This window comes from Kitasatospora sp. MAP5-34 (assembly GCF_029894335.1).
GTDB lineage: Bacteria > Actinomycetota > Actinomycetes > Streptomycetales > Streptomycetaceae > Kitasatospora.
In genome coordinates, this window is sequence record NZ_JARXZC010000019.1 from 81010 (window position 1) to 100476 (window position 19467).

Here is a 19467-nt window from a genome sequence, read left to right on the forward strand (position 1 = left end):
CGGGCCGTACGTGTGACGGGCCGGGTGTGCGCCGGCTCAGCCCTGCAGCTCGGTCAGCTTCGACCGGGTGGTGCTGGTGAGGATGAATGGCCGAAGGGGCATGTTCCCAGTCCCGGCCATCGCCCGGAACTGGCTGAGGGTGACTTTGAACCTGACGTTCCCGTAGTTCGGGTCCTTGTAGATCACGAAGTCCGACATGTGCCGGTTGTGCTCTGTCGACTTGTTCCCCGGTATTGCCGGGGCTGGGCCTCCGTGGTGCTCGAAGTGGTCGAGCAGGATGGCGTGCGCCGTCGGCTGCAGCTCTCTGACCGGCCTGGACCTGAGATCAACCTCGTCGGGCAGGCTGCGCAGGACGGGCTTGTACCGTTTCCGGATCCCGACGTAGCTCGGCATCGTCTGGTTCGTGAGGGCGGAGCAGACGTCCCTGAGATGCTGACCGGCGGTGACCATGCCGGGTGCGCTGTTCAGCAGCTGGCTCACCTCCTCGTCGTTGGCGTCCTTGATGATGTTGGCCAGCATGTCGGCGCGGTGCGCCGCCTCGCGGTAGGCCTCCAGGACCGAAGCGAAGCCCGCCCAGCCGGCGGTGAAGGCCAGCCGGTCGACCGAGGCCTCGGAGCCGATCGCCCGCCGGGCCATCAGGCGGAGCTCGTCCTGATGGATCCGGTCGGCGCGCGCTGGTGACCTGTCCCAGTCCACCAGCTCCTGCACCATGGCCGCCAGCCGCTCGGCTGTCATCACCACCGCCAGGTGGCGCTGGTCGACCCCTTCGGCCCGACCGGCTGCCCTGAGGTTCTCGTACCGTGCGGCCCGGTCGGCGGTGCTCGGGTAGGCCCGCATAGCGATCGAGAGCGAGGAGAGATTGAGCCCGTAGGAGGTGCCGATCGCCTCCAGTACGTAGAGCCAGCAGGACGGACCCTGCTGCTTGGACAGGAACGTGTCCCGCTGTACGTTGGCGTTCCGCTGAACGCCGTTGCTTTGCAAGGGAGTTCCGGAGATCTCCTCGGCTCCTCGTTCGATGCCGCTCTCGGCCCTGCCGGAGTGGTCGGTGCTGACGGGCGCCCGCATGACCCGGACGGCGTTGGCCTCGGCGGCCCGCTCGAACCGGTCCGAGGGGTCGGAGACGGAGACCCCGCCACCGTTGTCGGTGCCTGCCACCGGCCCTTGGCGCTGCTGGATGACATGCGTGAGCTCGTGGGCGAGCGTGTGCCGGTCGCCGCCCCCGCTGCCGACCACGATATGGCTGCCCGAGGTGTACGCCCGCGCGCCCAGCTCGGCCGCCGAGCGCTGGGCGGTGGCGCTGTCGTGGACCCGTACGTCCGCGAAGTCCGCGCCGAGGCGGGCCTCCATCTCGCTGCGGACGGGTGTGGCCAGCGGTCGGCCCGACTCTCTCAACACCTGGTGGACGGTGGCGCGTTGGACCGGGTGGGCGTCCGGTGACCCGTGGTCGGCGCAGCGCTGTGCTTCGACCAGCCGGGTGACGGCCGTGTTCCCGGCGCTGCGCTGGAGTGCGCCCAGCAGTTCGGGGCCCAGAGCCGGCCTCTCGTGGGCGGCCGCCGCTCGGGGCCGGTCGGCGACGTCCTCGGGCCGGTCCGGCCGCTCTCGTGCGTGCATGGTTCTCCCCTCGCCCCGCTGGCTTAGCGGCTCTCGCGCCGGTCGGCGGCAGACATCCATCCGTTCTACGCCCGGCGCAGCGGTTGCGGAGGTCCTGACGGGCAGTGGCGGGGGCACGGGCGGGTGCCCGATCGGCGGGTGACGGACCGGGCCCGCCGACGGCGCTCTCGGGTTGGTGTTGGCCGTCGGGGGTCGCGGGTCGGGTGTGGCGCTCGCCGTCAGGGTGAATGCCCGTTCGGGCACGGTTCGTTGCCCCTGGCCTGTGACGCATGGTCATTTCTCCAGGCCGGGCCGTACGTGAGGCTGCTGGACGAACCGGAGACTCCGGAAGAGGAGCAAGGATGCCGACGTACCTGTCCCCTGGCGTGTATGTGGAAGAGGCCCCGGGTGGCCCCCGCCCGATCGAGTCGGTCGGAACCTCGGTGGCGGCCTTCGTCGGCTTCGCCGAGAAAGGGCCCTTCCACACGGCGAGCCTGGTGACCAACTGGAGCCAGTACATCCAGACCTTCGGCGACTTCGTCGACGGGTCCTACCTGGCCCACTCGGTCTACGGGTACTTCGCCAACGGTGGTGGCATCGCCTACGTGGTCCGGGTCGGCGAGCAGGCCGCCGAGCAGGTCCCGGAGCCGGTCGGTGCCCGGCCCGGGGAGATCGAGGCCCCCCGGCCGGCGGCGCTCGGCACGTTCAAGGTGTCCGCGCGCCCCGGCGTCGAGGGCGAGGTGACGGTCGAGGTGGCCGACGCGGCGGGGGAGAACCCCACCGAGGACCGCTTCACGCTGGTCGTCCGGCAGGGCGGCAAGCAGGTGGAGAGCTTCGACGTCTCGGCCAAGAAGGGCACCAAGAACTACGTGGTGGCCCAGGTCAAGGAGCGGTCGGCGGTCGTCGTGGTCGAGGAGGCCGGTGCCGGTGCGCCGGCCAGGCCGCAGAACCAGAGCGTAACCCTCGTCCTGGCCGCCCCCGCAGGCGTGGCGCCGCGCCCGGCCGGCACCCTGTCGCCGCAGGAGTACATCGGAGACGCCGAACACCGGACCGGCTTCGGCGGGTTGGAGGCGATCGACGAGATCACCATGCTGGCCGTGCCCGACCTGATGTCCGCCTACCAGCGGGGTCAGATCGACGAGGAGGGCGTCAAGGCCGTCCAGTCGGCGATGATCACCCACTGCGAACTGATGGGCGACCGGCTCGCGGTGATCGACCCGCTGCCAGATATGACGCCTCGTCAGGTGAAGGAGTGGCGGCAGGTGGGGGCCGGTTACGACTCCAAGTACGCGGCGCTGTACTACCCTTGGATCAAGGTCTTCGACCCGTCCACCGGTCAGAACCGTTTCATGCCGCCGAGCGGGCACATGCTGGGTGTCTGGGCCAGGAACGACGCCGAGCGCGGTGTGCACAAGGCTCCGGCGAATGAAGTGGTCCGGGGCGCCATCGAGTTGCAGACCAACGTCACCAAGGGCGAGCAGGACCTGCTCAACCCGATCGGCGTCAACTGCATCCGGGCCTTCCCCGGGCGCGGCATCCGGATCTGGGGTGCGCGCACGCTCTCGTCCGACCCGGCCTGGAAGTACATCAACGTCCGGCGGCTCTTCAACTACCTGGAGGAGTCGGTCCTGCTGGGCACGCAGTGGGTCGTCTTCGAGCCCAACGACCCGTACCTCTGGAGCACCATCCGCCGTAACATCTCGGCCTTCCTGACCGAGGAGTGGCGGCGGGGCGCGCTGTTCGGGGCGACCGCGAGCGAGGCCTTCTACGTCAAGTGCGACGCCGAGACCAACCCCCCGCAGTCGATCGACTCCGGCCAGGTGGTCTGCGAGATCGGGATCTGCCCGGTGAAGCCCGCCGAGTTCGTGATCTTCCGGCTGGCGCAGTTCTCCGACAACACCAGCCTCGTCAACGAGTAGTAGAAGACAGTTAGTCGCGAAGTCCGATCAGTGAATTGCGAACAGGAGAGGCGGTAGCAGTAGATGCCCACCGAGAGCGGTGACACGCTTGCCACCCATACGTTCAAGGTCCAGCTCGGCAGTATCCAGGTCGAGACGGTCCAGGAGGTCAGCGGCCTGAGCATGGAGCTGGACACGATCGACGTCGTCCAGGTCAACGCGCAGGGCAAGCTGATCGTCCGCAAGCTGCCCGGTGCCCGCAAGGGCGGAGAGGTCCAGATCACCCGGGGTATGGACCAGGCCAGCAGCTTCACCACCTGGATCAAGCAGACCTTCGAGAACGGCGATGTCGCTGCGGCCCGGCAGCAGTTGAGCATCATCTTCACTGACTCCAAGGGCGAGCAGGACCGGACGATCAACCTGAAGAACGCCTGGGTGAGCAAGTGGGAGGGTCCCGGCCTGAAGGCCGGCGACGGCCAGCCGGCCCTGGAGAAGGTCACCATCGTCTTCGAGGACATCGAGTTCAATTGATACGCCGAGCAGGCTCCGGCCAATCCGATTCCTTCCCGGGCGAACCGGCGGGTCCACCCGTGTCCCCCGCCCGGACGGCACCGGAGCGGATCAGGACCGAGTACGAGTTCGAACTGCCGCGCGGCTACGTGGACGAGTCCGGCACCGTGCACCGTCAGGGCGCGATGCGGCTGGCCACCGCCCGCGACGAGTTGACGCCGCTCATCGACCTGCGGGTCAAGGAGAACCCGGCCTACCTGTCGGTCGTGCTGCTCGGCATGGTGGTCACCCGGATCGGCACCATCACCAACGTCCACGCCGGCCTCGTCGAGCAGCTCTTCGCCTCCGACCTGGCCTTCCTCCAGGACTTCTACCGGCGGATCAACGCGGAGGGCCACACCCGGGCCGCCGTCACCTGCCCCGCCTGCGACTCCTCGTTCGAGATCGACCTCGCGGGTGGGCGCCTGGGGGAATCGTGACGTACGCGACCGACCGGCTCTACGAGGAGATCGCGTACATCGCCTACCACTTCCACTGGCAGCAGGAGCCGATCCTCGATCTCACCCACGCGGAGCGGATCCGGTGGGTCCGCGAGATCGCCCGGATCAACACCCGAATCAACGAGGGATGAGTGACGGATCGTGGCGGTGTGGGACCGGCTGAGGCGGCAGCCCCCGGAGCGTCAACGGCTGGAGCGTCAACGTCCGGCCGGTGAAAGGTCGGTGGCTCCGGCGGACGGTGGCGTCGGCGGTGGCGTCGGCGTCGGCAGGGGTGGTGGCGGTTGGCGTCGAGTGGGGCAGGTGCAGCGTGCCGTGACGGGCCAGGCCCTGGTCTCGGACCCGCTCGGCTTCCGGGGCGGGTTGGCGTCCCACCAGGTGCCGACCCTCGGTACCGCGCTGGGGCACCTGGTCACGCCGATGGCTCCGTCCGGGCTGGTGCATGGAGTCGTCCGACCGGTGACCGGCCTGCCGGTGCAACGGGCGTCGGGAGTTCCGTTGACGTACCTCCAGCGCTTGGCGGAGGCGGAGGGTGGGCTCGAGGCCGAGGTCGACGGGCCGGAGGCGGGTGCTGAGACGGGGGCTGAGGCGGGAGCCGGGCATGGATCGCAGCCTTCCGGTGCCGCCGCCGCACACTTTCGGGCACCGAGGCTGGCGGTCGCCCGGGCCACGGTGTCCCGTGCGTCCAGGCCCGCACCGGATCCGGTTCAGCTGCTGACGGTCGCGCGGTCGGGCGGCCCGCCCGCGCGGCGGCTTGCTGCTGTTCCCGCCCGCAAGGGCCGACCGGTTCCGAGGGTCGGCGAGGCGGTGGCATCCACTGTCGGTGCGGCGGCGGGTGTGGCCCCGACCGCGCCTGTGGTCTCCCGGGTGGTCGAAGGGGGTGTGGCGGACCGGCCGTTGGGCGAGGCGAGTGACGTGCCATCAGATCCTCTGGTTCAGCTGTCGGCGGGTCCGCTTGCACCGGATCCACCGACACCGGCTGCGCTCCCATCAACTCCGGCTTTGTTTCCGCCGGTTGTGCTTACTGAGGGGGTGGCGGAGGATCGTCCGCTGGTGCAGCGGTCGGTGGCCCCCAGGGTGGGGTTGGGTGAGCCGTTGCCGTCACTGCCGGGTACAGCTCGGCTGGGCGGGGCTGCGGCGGCTGCTGGCTCTACCGGCCCCACGGTTTCCCGCGCGTCTGCCCGGGTTGCGCCACTTGCTCCGGGGGCGGCGGTGCCCGGCTCGCGGCACGGCGCACCGGGAGAGCCGCCGATGAGCGGTGGGTCGGCGGCAGCGCAAGGGATGGGGCCGCAGCCGGCTCGTGCGGAGCCTGTTTCCGTCGCCGGTCCGGGTTCGGCCTCACGGCTCGGTCTCGGGGCTCCTCTCGTCCGGTCCGCGTCGGTGGCTGCCTTGCCGTCGACGGTGCAGCGGGTGGCAGCGACGCAGTCTGCGGTGGTCGAGAGCGTGTCGCCGTCAGCAGCGTCAGCGGCGTCGTCGGCAGCGGTGGTGGGGGGATCTCCGGTCCGCGCCGGGGATGCCGGGGTTCCGGTGCAGCGAGTCTCTGACGGGCAGGCGGGCCCTGTGACGCCGCTTGTCGGGGACAGCGGGTTGACGAGCGTCGTGGGGAGCGTCCTGCGGTCGGCCGCCGAGGCGCCCCGACCGCAGGTGGCATCCGATGGAAACTCCGAGGCTGGGTCGGCGCTGCCGATCGCTCAGCCCCAGGTTCAGCGGGCTCCTCACGATCGTCCGGCTGAGGCCGGGGCGCAGTCCAATGGCCGGACGAAGGCCTCCCGTCCTCCGGCCGGTCCGGCGGGCCTCCCGTCGTCGGTCGACGTTCCAGGGGTCGGGGGCCAGCTGCACCCGACGTTGGGCCTGGGCGGTCCGGATTCGGTGTCGACTGCTGGAGCTGCGGCGGGTAGTGGCATCGGTTCGGCCGCGTCGATCCAGCGATCGGCAGGGGTGGTGCCCTCGAGGCCCGGTGAGCTGGGCCGGTCGGCGATGCCAATGGCGCCGGCGGTCGATGGGGCTGCGGTCCAGCGGAGCGTGGTGGAGCAGCGGTCGGCTGCGGCGGAGGGTGCGGGCAGCTCGTCCGTGTCGGCCGGCCCTATTCCGGGGACGGCGCACTCGACCACGGCCCAGGCCCCCGCCCCCGCTCCCGTCCTCGCACCTTCGCCGAGCCCCGCCGCCCCTGTGGTGCTGCAACTGCTGGCCGAGCGTCGACTGGATCCGTCGGCGATGGCGGACGGGACGCCGAAGCCCTCGGCCACGGCAGCGTCGGCGGCGCCACCCGTGGTGCTGCAACTGCTGGCCGAGCGTCGACTGAATCCGTCGGCGATGGCGGACGGGACGCCGAAGCCCTCGGCCACGGCAGCGTCGGCGGCGCCACCCGTGGTGCTGCAACTGCTGGCCGGGCGTCCGCTGCATCCGCAGCTGTCGGGCGATGCTACGCAGAGTGCGGCCGTAACCGGCCCGGTCGTAGTGCCGCTGCGGTGGGTGGCGTCTGCCGCAGCGGCCGAGGACCGGCCCGCCCCACCCGACGGGTCGGCAGGGTCGGCGGGGTCGGCGGAGGCCCCGTTGCAGCGCCGCAGGCCTGTCGGCGGTGCGGCACGGGGACCTGCGGGCTCCGGGCAGGCGCTGTCCGGGGTGTCCGTGGCGTCGGGGGCGTCCAGGGTGTCCGGGGTCCCGACGAAGCCGGCCGTAGGCTCGGCGCCGGCGAGTACGCGTCCGGGCACGTCAGAGCCGCTCGCTCGCCCGCGCTCCGGCCGGGGGCACCGGTTGGTGCAGCGGGTGTTCGGCAGGTCGGTGGTGCGGGAGGCGGTCGCCGGTGTTGCCTCAGCGGCTGAGCCCGGAGGCGGGCCGGGGACTGTCGATCCGGTCGCGGCCGTGAGCGTGGGTGGCGCCTCCGGCGGGCCGGCACTGTCGGCCGGCGGCGGCCCGGGGAGCGAGTCGGGTCTCGTGCAACGCGCGTTCGGCGGTGCTGTGGCGCGGCATGGCCAGGCAGGTGGTCAGGGAACGCCGGTTCCGGTGCGGGTGTCGGCTCCGGCGAGTGCGCCGCGCCCTGCCGTGCTTCCGGCGGCTTCGGTCCTTCGCTCGGGGGGAGTCGTGTCGGTGCCACCAGCCGTCGCGCGGAACGGTGTTGAAACCCACCGAGCCGTTCCGCCGATCGGCGGCGGCAGTAGCGCGACCGCCCCGGCGACCGTGCAGCGGCTCCGCTCGCCGACCGGCAGTCCGCCGCCCGAGGCCGTCGTGGTCCGGCGGGCTCCGGAGGTGGTCACGGTGAGCCGGTCCACGAGCGCTCCACGGGCCGCCGTGCAGAGAGCGGGCGTGCCGTCCAGAGCATCGGAGACTGTCGATCCCACGGGCAGCAGAGAAGGCGTGAGCAGAACGCAGCAGACCGGCGGGCAAACGAATGTGACGAAGAGTCAGTCGAAGGTTGATCTGCCTGCTGCGCCACTCGAGGCGGAGGCAGCGCTGCGTGAGCTGAGCAGGGGGCAGTTGGACCAGTTGGCGCGCCGACTGGTCGATCCGGTGGGCCGGCTGCTCCGGGCGGAGCTGCGGCTCGGCCGGGAGCGCGCCGGGCGACTGCTGGACGGTGGACGGTGAAGCGGCTGTGACGACGACGCGGTGGACGGCGACGCGGTGGACGGCGACGCGGTGGACGGTGACGCGGTGGGCGGAGCGCGAACGATGCACGGCTGATGCGAGCAGGAGAGTGAGGACCGGCACATGGAGTACGGGGACCCGGGCACGAGCGTGCACTTCAAGCTGCAGATCGACGGCCTCGATCTGGGCCACTTCACCACCTGTGACGGGCTGGGCGCCCAGGTCGAGGTCGAGCAGCGAGCGGAGGGCGGCAACAACGGGTTCGTCTGGCAGCTGCCGACGCGCGTCTCGTTCCCCAACGTCCGGCTCTCCAGGCCGTTGACGGCTGATTCGATGAAGGTGACCAGGTTCCTCGCCGGGCTCTCGCAGAAGGTCACGCGTGGCACCGCGCAGATCACCGCCCTGCGCCCGAACCTCGCGGACACGATCGTCGAGTGGTCCCTGCGCGATGTGATCGTGGTCGGCTGGACCGGCCCCTCGTTCGACCCGGGCCGCTCCGAGGTGGCGACCGAGAGCATCGAGCTGGCCCACCACGGCTTCTTCCTCTGACACCCGGCGCATCCCCGCACCCCGGCACCTACCCCACCCACGGAGAGGACACCCGCACCATGTCCACCCAGGCCCGCGCCACGCTGACGGCGTACGAGCCGCCGAAGCGGCCCGGCCAGCCCCCCGGCGCCGCACTGGGAGCGGTCACGTTCCAGTTCAACCCGAGCCAACTCGCCCTGAGCAAGAGCGCGGGGTGGGTGGCGCACCAGGCGCGCAGTGCCGAGCAGGTCGGGGTACCCGAGTTCACCGGGGCGCTGCCGCGCAGGCTGAACGTCGAACTTTTCCTGGACGGCACCGCGACCCATGACACCGCCGTCCAGAAAGGCGTTGAAACACTGTTGAGTTGGTGCGCGCCGACGGCGAGGAGCATCTCGGCCAAGGCGCCGTGCGCGCCACGGGTGAAGTTCGCCTGGGGATCGTTCGCCAGTGTGTCGTTCTTCGGGTACCTGGAGGACGTCAGCGCGACGTACTCCCTCTTCGACACCGACGGAACTCCGCTGCGCGCGACCTGCACCGTCCAGCTGACCGAGGCCGGCGACCCGACGCCACGGCAGAATCCGACCTCGGGGACACTCACCGTCCGCCGCGTTCACCGCCTGGTGTCCGGCGACTCGTTGGAGCTGCTGGCGTACCGGGAGTACGGGGACGCCACCGCCTGGCGGTTGATCGCGGAGGCGAACGGGATCGACGACCCGCAACGGCTGCGCCCGGGCACCGAGATCCTGGTGCCCGGAGCCGACGAGGCAGGGGCGAGGTAGTCGGATGCCTGGAGCGAACACCGCCCTCTTCCTGATCGAGGCGCCCGGCCCGCTGGCGCCGCCGTGGGACCAAGTGCCGGTCGACATCTGCGTGGAGGAGAGCGGCAGCCTGTCGGCGGTGGTCCAACTCCGCTTCCTGGACCCGGACCGGGCCCTGCTCGGCGAGACCGGGATCGGGATCGGGACCCCACTCACCATCCGGGTGCAGCCCGGCGACGAGACTGCCGCACTGCCACTCTTCAGCGGTGAAGTGGTGGCGCTGGAGGCCGAGTTCGACGGTCAGGGCAGTTTCACCACGGTACGTGCGCTCGACCTGTCGCACCGCCTGCGGCGCGGCCGTCGGATCACCGGCTTCGTCGGGCAGACGGCCTCCGACATCGCCGCCGCGGTGGCGGCCCGGGCCGGTATCCCGGTGGGGCGGATCGACGAGACGGTGACCACGTATCCGCTGCGCACCCAACCGAACGTCTCCGACTGGGAGTTCCTGGTCTCGCTGGCCGAGGAGAGCGACCGCGAAATGGTGGTGGAGGACGGCAGTTTCTACTTCCGTGCCCCCGTCCCGGCGTCCTCGGCGCCCGAGTCGGGCACCTCGGCCGCCCAGAGTCCGTACGTGGTGGAGATGGGCGAGAACGTGCTCTCGATCCGCTCCTCGGTGTCCTCGGTGAACCAGGTGGGCAAGGTCGCCGTGCGGGGCTGGGACGTGACGCAGAAGAAGGGTCTGCTCTCCGAGCAGACCGTGAGCGCCGGAGCCGGTCCACTGGTCGGGCTCGACCCGTCGCAGGCCGTAGCACCCTTCCCCGCCTCGGAGTTGCTCGTCACCGACGTGCCGTACCGGACCGACGCCGAGGTGCAGGCGGTGTCGGCCGCGCTGGCCGCCGAACTGGCCGCCGCAATGGCCGAGTTGGAGCTGACCGCGCTGGGCAATCCACATCTGCGGGTGGGGAAGCCGGTCTCGGTGACCGGCGCCGGGCAGCCGTTCGACGGGAAGTACACCGTCACCGCCGCCCGCCACACCGACCGGCCCGGCGTCGGCTACCAGACCTGGATCACCGTCAGCGGACGCCAGGACCGTACCCTGCACGGCCTGGTCACGGGAGCCTCCGCCGCCGCCCGGTCCCCGCGCGTGCCGGGCGTAGCGATCGGGGTGGTCACCGACATCCAGGCGCCGGAGGAGCTGGCGGGCCAGGGCTGGGTGCGGCTCAAGTTCCCCTGGCTGTCGGATGCTTCGGACGGCGCGCCGGCGTACGTCAGCGACTGGGTGCGGACCGTTCAGTGGGGTGGTGCCGGCGGTGGCGGGGTCTTCAGCCCCGAGGTGCATGACGAGGTGCTGGTCGCCTTCGAGCAGGGCCTGCTCGACCGCCCCTATGTGATCGGCGGCCTCTACAATGGGGTCGACCAGCCGACCGAGGACGGCCTGGACCTGGTCGACGACGCCACCGGCAAGCTCAACCGGCGCTCGCTGGCCTCCCGCAGCGGCCACCGGATCGAGTTGCTCGACGCCGCCGCTGGGCCGGCGGGAGTGCGGCTGCGCACGCACGAGGACAAGCTCAGTGTGCACCTCGATCAGCAGAACACGGTGATCACCGTGCACAGCGACGGCAAGGTCACCGTCACCGCCACCGAGGAGGTCACGGTGACCGGCCGGGGGATCACCCTGGACGCCGGCTCCGGCGCGCTGACGCTGACCGGCGAGTCCGTCTCGGTCTCCGGGAAGTCGGGTCTGAGCCTGGACGGCGGGCCCGAGTGCAGCGTCAAGGGCGGGATCGTGAAGATCAATTGATGCCCCGGTCGATCACTGCGCCGATCACTGCGCGGATCACCCCACCGATCACTGCACCGAGCGGAGGTGGCTGACCAGATGGCCGAGCAGTTCGTCGGCTCCGGCTGGGCCTTCCCGCTGCGGACCAGCGCCACCGGCGGTGTCGCCCTGGTCACGGGCGAGCAGGAACTCACCGAGTCCATCCGGTTGATCCTGGCCACCGCGCCCGGGGAGCGGCCGATGCGGCCGGAGTTCGGCTGCGGGGTGCACGACTACGTCTTCGCCCCGGCGGACGAGGACACCGCCGGGCTGATCTCGTACGAGGTCCGCCGGGCGCTGGACCGTTGGGAGCCCCGGATCGAGGTCACCGAGGTCGAGGTCTCCTTCGACTCCCAGGAGGAGGGCACCCTCTACATCGACATCCGGTACACCGTGCGCGGCACCAACAGCCCTCGCAACCTGGTCTTCCCGTTCTACGTCATCCCCTCGCACGACGACCCGGGCGCCCCCGGCCGCCCGTACACCCCGTACGTCCAGGAGAGTGCCCGCTGATGGCCCTGCCCGCCCCCGACCTCGACGACCGCCGTTTCCAGCAACTCGTGGACGAAGCCAAGCGGTTCATCCAGCAGCGCTGCCCGGAGTGGACCGACCACAACGTCTCCGACCCGGGGGTGACCCTGGTCGAGGCGTTCGCGCACATGACCGACCAGCTGCTCTACCGGCTCAACCGGGTACCGGAGAAGTCCTATCTCGCCTTCCTGGACCTGCTCGGGGTCGGCCTCTTCCCGCCCGCCGCCGCCGGGGTGGACCTCACGTTCTGGCTCTCGGCTCCCCAGCCCCGGTCGGTGGTCCTGCGGGAGGGGACGGAGGTGGCCACCGTCCGGACCGAGACCGAGGAGGCGCTGGTCTTCGCCACCACGGAGGATCTCACCGTGGTGCCGTGCACGCTCACCCAGGTGCTCACCCAGGCGGTCGACGGCCGTCCGGTCGAGCGGACCGAGGACCTTCTGCAGCGCCGGGACACCGCCTGCTTCACGGCCGCACCGGCGGTCGGCGATGCCGTCCTGTTCGGACTCTCGGACGCGGTGCCGCGCTGCGCGGTGGTACTCCGGCTGGACAGCAGGGTGGCGGGAGTCGGCGTCAACCCGCTTCATCCCCCCTTGAGTTGGGAGGCGTACGACGGCTCCGACTGGCTGCCGTGCGAGGTGGGCCAGGACTCCACCGGCGGCCTGAACCAGGCCGGCGACGTCGTCCTGCACGTGCCCGCCGGACACGTCAGCGCTGCCCTGGCCGGTCGCCGGGCCGGCTGGCTGCGCTGCCGGGTGGTCGCCAACGGGCCCGACCAGCCCGCGTATTCGGCCTCGCCGATCGTCCGGAGTGCCTCGGCCTTCACCATCGGGGGCAGCGCGGCGGCCGTCCACGCCGAGACCGTGGACGGCGAGGGCCTGGGCGAGTCGGCCGGGGTGCCGGGGCAGCGGTTCACCGTCAGCCGGGCCCCGGTGCTGCCCGGGCCGTTCATGGTGGAGGTGTCGGACGGCGGCGGTTGGCGGGAGTGGACGGTGGTCGAGTCCTTCGGCGGCTCCGGCCCCGACGACCGCCACCTGCGCCTCGACCCGAGCACCGGTGAGATCACCTTCGGCCCGGCCGTACGGGAGCCCGACGGGTCGCTGCGCCACTACGGCGCGGTGCCGCCGAAGGGCGCGCGGATCCGGGTCCGCCGCTACCGGACCGGCGGCGGACGCCGGGGCAACGTGGCCCGGCGCACCCTGACGGTGCTGCGCAGCTCGATCCCGTACGTGTCGCGGGTCGAGAACCGGGCGGCCGCCGCCGGGGGCGTGGACGGCGAGACGGTGGAGAGCGCCAAGCTGCGCGGTCCTCTCCAACTGCGTTCCCAGGACCGGGCCGTGACCGCTGCCGACTACGAGCTGCTCGCCCGGCGGGCCGCGCCGTCGGCGGCCCGGATCCGCTGTCTGCCGGCCGGGGGCGGCCCCGACGCGGGCGGGGTACGGGTGTTGGTGGTACCCGAGGTCGTGGCGGACTCCGGCGACCGGCTGCGGTTCGAGCAACTCGTACCGCCGGACGGTATGTTGGCCGCGATCGCCGAGCACCTGGACGAGCGCCGGCCGATCGGCGCCCGGCTGCTGGTCCAACCGCCGTACTACCAGGGCGTCACGGTGGTCGCCCGGCTCACCGCCGAGCCGGCCGAGCCGGGCGGGCGGATCCGCGAGCGGGCCCTGGACGCGCTGTACCGGTACTTCAACCCGGTGACCGGCGGGCCGGACGGCACCGGCTGGCCCTTCGGACGGCCGGTCCAGGCGGGCGAGGTGCACGCGGTGCTGCAACGCGTCCCCGGGGTCGAACTCGTCGAGGACGTCCGCCTCTTCGCCGCCAACCCGCTCACCGGAGAGCGCGGATCGCCGGGCGACCGGGTCGAGCTGGACGCGCACGCGCTGGTCTTCTCGTACCAGCACCAGGTCAGGGTGGAGGAGCGGTGACGGGCAGTGTGACTGAGGGCCGGGCGGCTGTCGAAGGGTTGCTCTCCCCGCACCCCTTCGGCGAACGGCTCCCCGGGCCGTACCTGGACGACGAGTTCACCCAGCGCCTGGTCGCCGCCTTCGACGACGTCCTCGCGCCGGTGATCTCCGCCCTGGACTGCCTGGACGCCTACTGGAACCCGAAGTTGGCCCCGGCCGACTTCCTGGACTGGCTGGCCGGCTGGGTGGCGGCGGACCCAGCAGGAGCCGAGGACGGCAGGCAGTCCGTCGCCGCCCGCCGGGACGCCGTCGCGGGCGCGATGCGGCGGCACCGCCGGCGCGGCACGGCGGGCGGGCTGGTGGAGGAGGTACGGGCGGTGCTGGGGCTGGTGGCCGAGGTGACCGACAGCGGGGGCGCGGCCTGGAGTGCCACCCCCGGTGGGCAGTTGCCGGGTTCCCCTGAGCCGTCGCTCCGGCTGCGTGTCCGGGCCGAGGAGCCGGCCGCGCTGCCGGTCCGCAGACTGGCGGCGCTGATCGACGCGAACCGGCCGGCGCACGTGCCCTACACGCTCGAGGTGCTGCCGGGCCCGGTCGCGGTACACGCGGTGAGGACTGCAACGGAGGCGGCCCCAGGGCCCGGACGGATGGAGGACGGCAGCAGTGGGCACCTGTGATCAGTGCGGTGCGAGGGTGAGCACCGGCGACGACTTCTGCGGGGAGTGCGGTGCGTTCGCGGACTGGCAGGCCGATGGCCGTGCGGCGGCCGTCACCCTGCTCCCGCCTGACAAACCTGACACACTGTCGATATCTGACGAATCATCAGCTGATGGATCGTCGGAAGCCGACGCGCCGGAGCAGAAGCCGGTGGCGGTGCAGCCGGGAACACCGGTCGTGCGGCCGTCGGTGGCAAGCGCTGCCGTCGACGATCACGTCGCCCGGCCGGACGACCTCGCCTGTTCGGCCTGCGCCACCGCGAACCCGGCCGAGCGCGCGTTCTGCCGCCGCTGCGGTGCCGCGCTCGCGAGGGCCGTCCAGGTCGCCCGGGTGCCCTGGTGGCGCCGCTGGTGGCGCGAGCGGCAGCGGCGGCGGATCTCCCGGCGCCGCCGCCCGGTCAGCCGGCTGCGCCGCCTGGTCACCACCCTGCTGGCGCTTGGGGTGACAACGTCCTTGGTGTACACGGGAGTTGCTTACGGGCCCCGGGCCGTCACGGCCCTCCGCGACAGATACACCCCGCCGGCGCCGGTGCACGCCGCCTCGGTGCGGGCCTCCAGCGCCGCGCCCGGTCACCCCGCCCAGGACGCGGTGGACGGCACCTGGAACCACTACTGGGCACCGGCCGGGCCGCTCACCGCCCCGCCGCAGCCGGGGGAGTGGCTGGAGGCCGACTTCGCCCAGCCGTTCCGCCTGCTCGACCTCGTCGTCGACTCGGGCGCCTCGGACCACCAGGACGAGTTCCTGAAGCAGGCCAGGCCGGCCGAGCTGGAGATCACCGCGTGGTCCACCGGCGGCAGCACAGCTCAGAAGACCGTCCGGCTGGAGGACAAGCCGACCCCGCAGACCATCCGGTGGCCGGTCGCCGGGGTCACGAAGATCCGGCTGACCGTCCGCTCGGCCTACGGGACGGGCCCGGCCCGGCTGGTGGCACTCGGGGAGGTGGAGTTCTTCGAACGCTCCTGACCACTGGGACCCGACTATCGCCGGACCAACAGGTCGTCCACCTCCGGGCCGCCGTCGAGGGAGCGCAGCATCCGTTCGTACTCCTGCCGCGTCCGTTCGGCTGCTGCGACGTCCCCCGTCCGGCGGTACACCGTGGTCAGCACCCGCCAGGAGGCGTCCCGGAACGGATCGAGGTCCAGGCTCCGCCGGGCGGCCCGGGCGGACGCTTCCAACTGCCCCAGCCCGAGCCGTACTTCGGCCAGCGCCTGGCAGACGTCCGATGCCTGGTCGCGCAGCCGGGCGCGTTCCGTCACCACCCACTCGGCCGCGCCGTCCTCGGGCAGCAGGTCACCGGCGTACCAACGCAGGGCGGCGCCGAGCAGCTCCGCCTCCTGCTCCGGCGCCGCCGGGCGGGCGTGCCGCCACAGCCGGACGGCGCGCTCGAACGCCCGGACGTCGCACACGGCATCCGGCTCCAGCGCGAGCTGGTACGACGCGCCGCTGCGCAGCAGGAACCGCGACCCGCCGCGCTCGGCCTGCGGCTCCAGGCAGGCCCGCAGCCGGGACACCGTGACCTGGAGGTTTCGCACGCCCTGCTCGGACGGCAGGCCCGGCCACAGGGCGTCCAGCAGGTGATCCCGGTGCACGGCGGTGCCTGCCCTCATGGCCAGCAGCCGGAGGAGCGTCCGCGCCTTCGGACGGACACCCGACAGGTCCAGCTCCACGCCGCTGCGGGCGATCCGGAAGCTGCCGAGGCAGCGGATCTCCAGCGGCCGGTGGGTGTCCCCGCGCTGCTGCACTGCCGCTCTCTGGGGAGGAACCTGGGCGGGCAGCTGGATGGTGAATTGCGCGGTGCCCAGTTCGCGGAGCAGCTGCGCGGTCTCGGCCTCGGACTGCGGTTCGCGCAGCGCGCGGGTCAGATACCGTACGGCGGTCTCCGGACGCCCTGCCGCAGCGGCGTCCAGGCCGGCCGTGCGGAGCATCTCGCGGGCCCAGCTCTCGCCCACGGGGTCGGTCAGCAGCAGGTGTTCCACCGCCGGCTCCGCCCGTCCGCCGGCCTGGTGCAGGGCCCTGGCGGCCCGTACACGGAGCGTGCTGGCCGTGCCGGCGGGGAGGTAGCGGGCCAGCGCGGCCCCCACCACCTGGTGCCGGAAGGTGAGTTGGTGGTGGTTGGACAGCACTCCGCCGCCGATGAGCAGATCCACGGCCGTGGCCGCCTCGGGGCGGGACAGGTCGGCCACCGAGGCGGCCTGGCCGAGGTCCGCTCCGTCGCCGAGCACCGCCACGGCCTGGGCCATGGCGGTGGCCGGCCGGCCGAGCCGGTGGATCCTGGCCTCGGCGTCCCGGGCGGTCGCCTCGGGCGCGTAGTTCAGCAGTCGCTCCGCCGTCCCGGGGCCGGGTGGCAGGTCGTGGCGGGCGATCTCGTCCAGCAGCGCGCGGACCAGGGTCGGGTTGCCGCCGGTGGACCGTCGGCAGGCGGCGACGAAGTCCGGGTGCGGCTCGCCCGGGAGTACCGTACGGACGAGTTCGGCGACGGCCGGCAGGTCGAGCCCGGCCAGCCGGGTGCGGCGCAGGTGGCCTGCAGTGTCCTGGAAGGCCGCCGACCGGCCGACCGGCTCCCCGGTGCGGACGGCCGCCAGGACCACCAGCCGTAACCGTACGCCGTGGTGGACGAGTTGGCTGAGCGCCCGGAGCGAGGCCTCGTCGCACCACTGGAGGTCGTCGAGCACCACGAGCAGCGGGGAGCGGGCGGCCGCCTCCGCCAGCGAGCGGTACAGCCCGACCAGGACGTCGAACTGCGCGGGCATCGACGAGGGGTCGCCCGGCCCGCCGTCCGTCACCTCCGGTATACCCGGGAACCCGGGGGTGGAGAGCAGCAGGGAGGCGAAGACCTGGCGGACCACCCCGAGCGGATGGTGCCGCTCCTGCGGGTGGCAGCGGCCCCGGGCGACGGTGAAGCCGAGCCGTCTCGCCAGGGCGGAGGACTCGACCAGGAAGGTGGTCCGCCCGATGCCCGCCTCGCCCTCCAGCAGCAGGGCGCCGGTCTGCCCGGTCAGGGCCGTGGTCAGGGCCTGCTCGACCAGGGCCGTCGCGGCCGCTCCGTGCGCCTGGTCCTCGGGACCGGGCCGGTGATGAGTCAAGTCCGAAACCTCACTGTGCTCTTGGCCGTCAGGCGCAGGCCGAAGCCGAGCCGCAGTGCGGATCCTGACGGATCGTGGGCACGTTGGCGGATGGCGGATACCGAGCTTAGCTGTGATGATCCGGACACCGGAACGCCGTAATCCACCTTGATTCCAACACGAGATCTTCGGAACGAGGGGATTTCTTGAAGGACCGGAGTCGGGTCATCACCAACTCTCACGCACCGACCTGTGCTTCAGTTCCGTCCAGGAGCGAATCCGCGATGGCTCAAGCGCCCAGCGCCACTTCACGCACCCGCACCTCAGCACCCGGCACCTCAGGCACCCAGGGCCCGGCTCACCAGCTCCCGGGCCTCGGTCTGGACCCGGGCGAGGTGCTCGGGGCCGTGGAAGCTCTCGGCGTAGATCTTGTAGACGTCCTCGGTGCCGGACGGGCGGGCGGCGAACCAGGCGTTCTCCGTACGGACCTTGAGGCCGCCGAGTGCGGCGCCGTTGCCCGGGGCCTCGGTGAGGACTGCGGTGATCGGCTCTCCGGCCAGCTCGTCGGCCCGTACCTGTTCGGCCGTCAAGGCGGCCAGGACGGCCTTCTGTTCACGGTCGGCGGGTGCGTCGATCCGGGCGTACGCAGGGGTGCCGAACCGGTCCGTCAGCTCGGCGTACCGCTGGGACGGCGTCCGCCCGGTGACGGCGGTGATCTCGGCGGCGAGCAGCGCCAGCAGGATGCCGTCCTTGTCGGTGGTCCAGACCCGGCCGTCGCGGCGCAGGAAGGAGGCCCCGGCGGACTCCTCGCCGCCGAAGCCGAGGTCGCCGCCGAGCAGTCCGTCGACGAACCACTTGAAGCCGACCGGGACTTCGACCAACTCTCGCTTGAGTTCGGTGGCCACCCGGTCGATCATCGAGGAGGACACCAGGGTCTTGCCGACGGCGGCTTCGGCGGGCCAGCCGTCGCGGTGCCGGTAGAGGTAGTCGATCGCCACGGCCAGGTAGTGGTTGGGGTTCATCAGCCCGGCGTCGGGTGTCACGATGCCGTGCCGGTCGGCGTCGGCGTCGTTCCCGGTGGCGATGGTGTACTCGTGCCGGCGGTCGATCAGCGAGGCCATCGCGTACGGCGACGAGCAGTCCATCCGGATCTTCCCGTCCCAGTCCAGCGTCATGAACCGCCAGGTGGGATCCGTCAGCGGGTTGATGACGGTGAGGTCGAGCCGGTGCGTCTCGGCGATCCGGCCCCAGTACGCCACCGAGGCGCCGCCGAGCGGGTCCGCGCCGATCCGCACCCCGGCCGCGCGCACGGCGTCCAGGTCCAGCACGGCGGGCAGGTCGTCGGTGTAGCGGCCGAGGAAGTCGTACCGGCCGGTGGTCGCGGCCGCCAGCGCGCGGGCGTACGGGACCCGGCGCACGCCCGTCAGACCGGCCGCGATCAGCGCGTTGGCCCGGTCCTGGATCCAGCCGGTGGCGTCCGAGCCCGCCGGGCCGCCGTGCGGGGGGTTGTACTTGAAGCCGCCGTCGGCGGGCGGGTTGTGCGAGGGCGTGACCACGATGCCGTCCGCGCCGCCACCGCCGTGCTCGCGGTTGTGGGCCTCGCGGTTGTGGGTGAGGATCGCGTGCGAGACGGCGGGCGTGGGGGTGTAGCCGTCGCCGCTGTCGATCAGCACGGTGACCCCGTTGGCGGCGAGCACCTCCAGCGCCGTGACCCGGGCGGGTTCGGAGAGGGCGTGCGTGTCGGCGCCGAGGAAGAGCGGTCCGTTGGTGCCCTGCGCCCGCCGGTACTCGCAGATCGCCTGTGTGGTGGCGGCGATGTGGTCCTCGTTGAAGGCCGTGTTCAGCGAGGACCCCCGGTGGCCGGAGGTACCGAACGCGACCCGCTGCCCCGGCTCGGCCGGATCCGGATGGAGGGCGTAGTAGGCCGTCACCAGCCTGGCCACGTCCACCAGATCCTCCGATGCCGCCTGCTCCCCGGCCCGTACGTGCACCATGTCTTGTCCTCCGTGAGTGGACGGTGTGCGGCCATCGTACGGGCTGTTGCTGACCGGTAGTCAGGAACCACAGCAGGGGG

Annotated in this window: 17 protein-coding genes; 12 read left to right on the forward strand and 5 right to left on the reverse strand. The window is 72.1% G+C overall.

The genetic code is table 11. The features are described from left to right. Positions 1-36: 36 nt before the first annotated feature. On the reverse strand, positions 37-1611 hold the full coding sequence (locus P3T29_RS17550; protein WP_280717429.1) for a DUF4157 domain-containing protein: 1575 nt from the start codon (positions 1609-1611) through the stop codon (positions 37-39). A gap of 341 nt (positions 1612-1952) precedes the next feature. On the opposite strand from P3T29_RS17550, the gene P3T29_RS17555 reads away from it, so the two are divergent. The 4 genes from P3T29_RS17555 to P3T29_RS17570 all read left to right on the forward strand — a co-directional run bounded on the left by P3T29_RS17555 (position 1953) and on the right by P3T29_RS17570 (position 4629). Further along, positions 1953-3509, forward strand: a complete 1557-nt coding sequence (locus P3T29_RS17555) for a phage tail sheath subtilisin-like domain-containing protein (protein ID WP_280717430.1) — start codon at positions 1953-1955, stop codon at positions 3507-3509. Between the two features lie 63 nt (positions 3510-3572). Next, on the forward strand, positions 3573-4019 hold the full coding sequence (locus P3T29_RS17560; RefSeq protein ID WP_280717431.1) for a phage tail protein: 447 nt from the start codon (positions 3573-3575) through the stop codon (positions 4017-4019). Next, positions 4016-4477, forward strand: coding sequence for a hypothetical protein (locus P3T29_RS17565; protein WP_280717432.1), 462 nt, complete (start codon positions 4016-4018; stop codon positions 4475-4477). Before P3T29_RS17560 ends, P3T29_RS17565 begins: the two co-directional genes overlap by 4 nt. Then, the gene (locus P3T29_RS17570) at positions 4474-4629 is read left to right on the forward strand and encodes a DUF6760 family protein (RefSeq protein WP_280717433.1); all 156 of its coding nucleotides are present in this window, start codon (positions 4474-4476) and stop codon (positions 4627-4629) included. The genes P3T29_RS17565 and P3T29_RS17570 overlap by 4 nt, the downstream gene beginning before the upstream one ends. A 1581-nt stretch (positions 4630-6210) precedes the next feature. On the opposite strand, the gene P3T29_RS17575 is transcribed toward P3T29_RS17570, so the two are convergent. Then, positions 6211-7206, reverse strand: a complete 996-nt coding sequence (locus P3T29_RS17575) for a hypothetical protein (RefSeq protein WP_280717434.1) — start codon at positions 7204-7206, stop codon at positions 6211-6213. A gap of 273 nt (positions 7207-7479) precedes the next feature. Next, complete coding sequence (locus tag P3T29_RS17580) at positions 7480-7833, reverse strand: hypothetical protein (RefSeq protein WP_280717435.1); 354 nt, start codon at positions 7831-7833, stop codon at positions 7480-7482. 52 nt (positions 7834-7885) lie between these two features. Here P3T29_RS17580 and P3T29_RS17585 point away from each other — a divergent pair, with 52 nt between their 5' ends. From P3T29_RS17585 to P3T29_RS17620, 8 genes are all read left to right on the forward strand, one after another. Beyond that, positions 7886-8077 carry a hypothetical protein gene (locus P3T29_RS17585; RefSeq protein ID WP_280717436.1) on the forward strand — a complete coding sequence of 64 codons (192 nt, stop codon included), beginning with the start codon at positions 7886-7888 and terminating at the stop codon, positions 8075-8077. A gap of 123 nt (positions 8078-8200) precedes the next feature. Next, positions 8201-8626 (forward strand): phage tail protein, encoded by a 426-nt coding sequence (locus P3T29_RS17590; protein ID WP_280717437.1) that lies wholly within the window; start codon positions 8201-8203, stop codon positions 8624-8626. A 59-nt stretch (positions 8627-8685) separates the two neighbouring features. Beyond that, on the forward strand, positions 8686-9384 hold the full coding sequence (locus tag P3T29_RS17595; protein ID WP_280717438.1) for a LysM peptidoglycan-binding domain-containing protein: 699 nt from the start codon (positions 8686-8688) through the stop codon (positions 9382-9384). A gap of 4 nt (positions 9385-9388) precedes the next feature. Beyond that, on the forward strand, positions 9389-11164 hold the full coding sequence (locus tag P3T29_RS17600) for a VgrG-related protein (protein WP_280717439.1): 1776 nt from the start codon (positions 9389-9391) through the stop codon (positions 11162-11164). Between the two features lie 78 nt (positions 11165-11242). Continuing rightward, positions 11243-11695, forward strand: a complete 453-nt coding sequence (locus P3T29_RS17605) for a GPW/gp25 family protein (protein WP_280717440.1) — start codon at positions 11243-11245, stop codon at positions 11693-11695. Further along, positions 11695-13638, forward strand: a complete 1944-nt coding sequence (locus P3T29_RS17610) for a putative baseplate assembly protein (protein WP_280717441.1) — start codon at positions 11695-11697, stop codon at positions 13636-13638. Before P3T29_RS17605 ends, P3T29_RS17610 begins: the two co-directional genes overlap by 1 nt. Further along, a complete protein-coding gene (locus P3T29_RS17615) occupies positions 13635-14291 on the forward strand; it encodes a phage tail protein (RefSeq protein WP_280717442.1) in 657 nt (218 codons plus the stop codon). The genes P3T29_RS17610 and P3T29_RS17615 overlap by 4 nt, the downstream gene beginning before the upstream one ends. 16 nt (positions 14292-14307) lie before the next feature. Further along, complete coding sequence (locus tag P3T29_RS17620) at positions 14308-15294, forward strand: zinc ribbon domain-containing protein (protein ID WP_280717443.1); 987 nt, start codon at positions 14308-14310, stop codon at positions 15292-15294. Between the two features lie 14 nt (positions 15295-15308). Here the strand turns inward: P3T29_RS17620 and P3T29_RS17625 are convergent, their stop codons facing one another. Beyond that, on the reverse strand, positions 15309-17414 hold the full coding sequence (locus P3T29_RS17625; RefSeq protein WP_280717444.1) for a BTAD domain-containing putative transcriptional regulator: 2106 nt from the start codon (positions 17412-17414) through the stop codon (positions 15309-15311). A 317-nt stretch (positions 17415-17731) separates the two neighbouring features. Next, a complete protein-coding gene (pgm, locus tag P3T29_RS17630) occupies positions 17732-19387 on the reverse strand; it encodes a phosphoglucomutase (alpha-D-glucose-1,6-bisphosphate-dependent) (protein ID WP_280717445.1) in 1656 nt (551 codons plus the stop codon). Positions 19388-19467 lie beyond the last annotated feature (80 nt).